This is a genomic window from Devosia sp. (assembly GCF_041917035.1).
In the GTDB taxonomy this organism is placed as follows: Bacteria; Pseudomonadota; Alphaproteobacteria; order Rhizobiales; family Devosiaceae; genus Devosia_A.
Genome location: NZ_JAYRYM010000315.1, coordinates 1 through 3,728 on the forward strand (window position 1 = coordinate 1; position 3,728 = coordinate 3,728).

The following is a 3,728-nucleotide window of genomic DNA, read 5'->3' on the forward strand; positions in this document are numbered from 1 at the left end:
CGAAGGTGACCGCGTGCTGCTCGGCGATGCCGACATCGAAGAGACGGGAGGGGAACAGCTCGGCGAACTTGTCGAGGCCGGTGCCGTTGGGCATGGCGGCGGTGACGGCGACGATGCGTTCGTCGCGACGCGCCTCCTCGATCAGGCTCTGGGCGAAGACGGCGGTATAGGACGGGGCATTCGAGGGCGGCTTCGCCTGCGCGCCGGTGACGACGTTGAACTTGTTGACGCCATGGTACTTGTCGGCGGAACTCTCGGCCGGCGCGTAGCCCTTGCCCTTCTTGGTGACGACGTGGATCAGGATGGGGCCGGACTGCATGTCCTTGACGTTGTGCAGCACGTCGAGCAGGTCGGGGAGGTTGTGGCCGTCGATCGGGCCGACATAGAAGAAGCCCAGCTCCTCGAACAGCGTGCCGCCGGTGAAGAAGGAGCGGGCGAATTCCTCGGTCTTGCGGGCCGTCTCGTGGATGAGGCGCGGCAGCTTGCCGGTGATCGACTTGGCGGTGTCGCGGAAGCCGCGATAGGCGGGGCCGGAGACCAGCTTGGCGAGGTAGGAGCGCATGGCGCCGGTGGGCGGCGCGATCGACATGTCATTGTCGTTGAGGATGACGATCAGCCGCGCATCCATGGCGCCGGCATTGTTCATCGCCTCGTAGGCCATGCCGGCCGACATGGCGCCGTCGCCGATCACCGCTATGACGTTGCGCTTCTGGCCCTGCAGCTCGGAGGCCACCGCCATGCCGAGCCCGGCGGAGATGGAGGTGGAGGAGTGGCCGGCGCCGAAGGGATCGAATTCGCTCTCGGCGCGGCGGGTGAAGCCGGAGAGCCCGTCCTTCTGGCGCAGCGTGCGGATGCGGCCGCGGCGACCGGTGAGGACCTTGTGCGGGTAGGCCTGGTGGCCGACGTCCCAGATCAGCCGGTCATGCGGGGTATCGAAGACGGCGTGCAGCGCGACGGTGAGTTCGACGACGCCGAGACCGGCGCCCAGATGTCCGCCGGTCACCGAGACGGCGTCGATGACTTCGGAGCGCAGTTCGTCGGCCAGCTGACGCAGTTGCTCGCGCGAGAGGGTCCTGAGCGTGTCGACAGACTCGATCTGGTCGAGGAGAGGCGTGTCCGGCGTGGTCACGTAGCACCGTTCCTTTGCCCGTCGGGCCAGAGAAGACTGCAGCGAGACTTAGAGCCTCGCCGGAGGCTTTGCAACGCCGGCTTCCGGGCGCGGGTCAACAGTTGAACGCGGCGCGGCCGCGGGCGGAGGCCGCGCTCAGGTCCCCGCCACGAGCTGGGGCGCGCCGGTCACGAAGCGATCATAGGCGGGGATGGCGGCTGTGCCGGGGATGAAGTCGACGCGGCCGGAGAGGGGGCCGAGCTCGGTCGTCTTCTCGAGGTAGCCCTCGGCCTCGGTCAGTTCGGCCCAGAACGCCGTGGTCATGAAGACCGGCTGCACCAGCGTCTCGTTGACGTGGTCGATCTCGGGGGCGACGAAGTCGATCTCGGCGCGCAACGCGATGCTCGGATCGGGCTGCCGGCGGAGGGCGAGTTCGGCGAGCGCGGCAGTCATCGGGGCGGGGGCGGCGGTGTCGCCAAGCAGGTCGAAGGTGGTCTCGAAGATGCTGCCGCGGCCGGCAAAGCCGCCATCGCCGAGCGAGGCCGTCTCGATGCTGTCGGGCCGCTCGTCCGGCTGGAGGGCGCCGGTGCCGCCCTCGCGCTCGATGATCATCTTGAGCGCCAGTTCCGCGCCCGGATCGGGGTTGGTCGGAACGTAGGCGGAAACCAGCGCATCGACCTGGGGGGTCATCAGGATGCGCGGCTTGGGCAGTTCGTCCTCGATGGCGGTCAGCGCGGCCACGGCGGTCACCTGACCGTCGGTCAGCATCGGCGAGCGGGTGGCGAGCTTGATGCGGGCGGACTTGGTTGCCGGTACCGGCGCGCCGGCGGCCTGCCAGGCGGAGTAGTCGTCTCCATCGGTCGCCGGCGCGATCGCCGCGACCTGGAGGGACTGGTCGTGCGGGCGATAGAGCGGGATCGGGGCGGTCACCTCGAAGGTCGGAACGACGCGCTGGGCCGGCTCGTCGAGCGAGGCCACCAGCACGGCGCCGTCGCCGCTCAGGTTGCGCGGGCGGACCGCCGGGATCGGCGCGACATCACCGGTGGTGTCGGCGACCATGATGCCGGGGTTGGTGTCGAAGGTCACCTTGCCGTTGCAGGGCACGGCATGGCACTTGGTCCACTGCGCCTGGGCGTAGGCGCGGCCGTCCTGCGACAGCGGCTTGCCGTCGGTCGGCAGGTGCAGGGTCTTGCCGTCGGGGAAGACCTTCTTGAGCTGGGCCCGGGTCATGCGCGGCCAGGCCCGCACGTTGCCGGTATCCATGTGCACGAACGGGCTGCCCGAGGTGGGGTAGTAGCCGACGCCGCCGACCTGGTACTTCATGGCCGTGGCGCGCAGCACCGACAGGTTGATGCCGGGGATGAAGACGTCCATCGCCTTGCCGCGCATGTGCTGCGAGTTCTCGGCGACGCCGGACGACTTGGCGCGCAGCATCTTGTTGGTCTTGGGCGAGCGATAGGACGAGACGATGTTGTAGGGCTGGGTGGCGCCGACGTCCTGGTAGACCATCCAGAGCAGATCGAAGAGGGCCGGATCCATCTTGGTCGGCTCTTTTGTCCGCCAGTCGGCGAGGAAGACGTTCATCTGCCGCAGCACGGCCTGATCGAACTGGCCGTTGCGCTTGTAGGTGAACCGTGCGGTCTCGCCGGTGTGGGTGTGATGCAGGTAGAGCGTGCGATCGCCCTGGGCGGCGACGGCAGGGGTCACCGCGGGGGGCACGAGAGACGTCACGGCCAGCACTGCGACAAGCAGCAGCCGCGACAGCTTCCCGATGAAACCCAGAACTTTCCCCGACACGCCCCGAACAGCCCGTTGCAACCAGAATACGACAGGAGACTAGCGCAGTACCGATGAGAGATCGTTAACGCTAACGCCTGGTAGCCAACCCTCGGGCCGACAACCCCGAGGCTCTGGATAGGCAGGAATTCCGGCCGAACCAAGGCCGAATTCCTACGCATTAGTAAACGCAGGACAAAACGGCACCAAACAAATGGGCCGGCGCCTGAGGCAGCCGACCCATCCTAGTCGCATCGATGCGCCGGCGCTACTCGTTGAGGAGCTCGATCAACCGCTTGTTGGCACCGTAGACGTCGCCATAGGAGCGGATGGTCCCGTCCTCGTCGACGCGCAGGGTGAAGTAGGAGATGTGGACCGGAATCTTGCTCGACAGGTTGAGCCAGCGCTCCTTGTCGCCGACCATGCTCTCGATCGAGGCGAGCGTGATCTCGGGCTCGAGCTGGACCAGCGCCTCGGCGAAGGCCATCGGGTTCTCGACCCGCACGCAGCCGTGGCTGTAGGCGCGGAAGGAGCGCGCGAACAGCGACTTGGACGGTGTGTCGTGCAGGTACACGTCGTGCTGGTTGGGGAACAGGAACTTGATCCGACCCAGGGCGTTGCCACCGCCGGGCCGCTGCCGGATGTGGTAGTTGTTGATGTTGGTCTGCGTCCAGTCGATGGCCGAGGCGCTGATCACCTTGCCGCCGGCGAGCATTTCCATGTTCTGGCTGGCGAGATAGCCCGGATTGGCGATCAGGTGCGGCTTGATCTCGTTGACGGCGATCGAGGGCGGCACGTTCCAGTACGGGTTGACGACGATATGCTCGATCTCGTCGTTGAACAC

Annotated in this window: 3 protein-coding genes; all 3 read right to left on the minus strand. The window is 67.1% G+C overall.

Translation table 11 applies throughout. The features are described 5' to 3' along the window. Positions 1–1,129 (minus strand): 1-deoxy-D-xylulose-5-phosphate synthase (gene dxs, locus ACE3TU_RS20140; RefSeq protein ID WP_374627486.1); only part of this gene is annotated, 1,129 nt, incomplete at its 3' end. A gap of 135 nt (positions 1,130–1,264) precedes the next feature. Further along, positions 1,265–2,905 carry a DUF882 domain-containing protein gene (locus tag ACE3TU_RS20145; RefSeq protein WP_374627489.1) on the minus strand — a complete coding sequence of 547 codons (1,641 nt, stop codon included), beginning with the start codon at positions 2,903–2,905 and terminating at the stop codon, positions 1,265–1,267. 247 nt (positions 2,906–3,152) lie between these two features. After that, the coding region (locus ACE3TU_RS20150; protein ID WP_374627491.1) for a L,D-transpeptidase family protein at positions 3,153–3,728 on the minus strand (576 nt) is incomplete at its 5' end.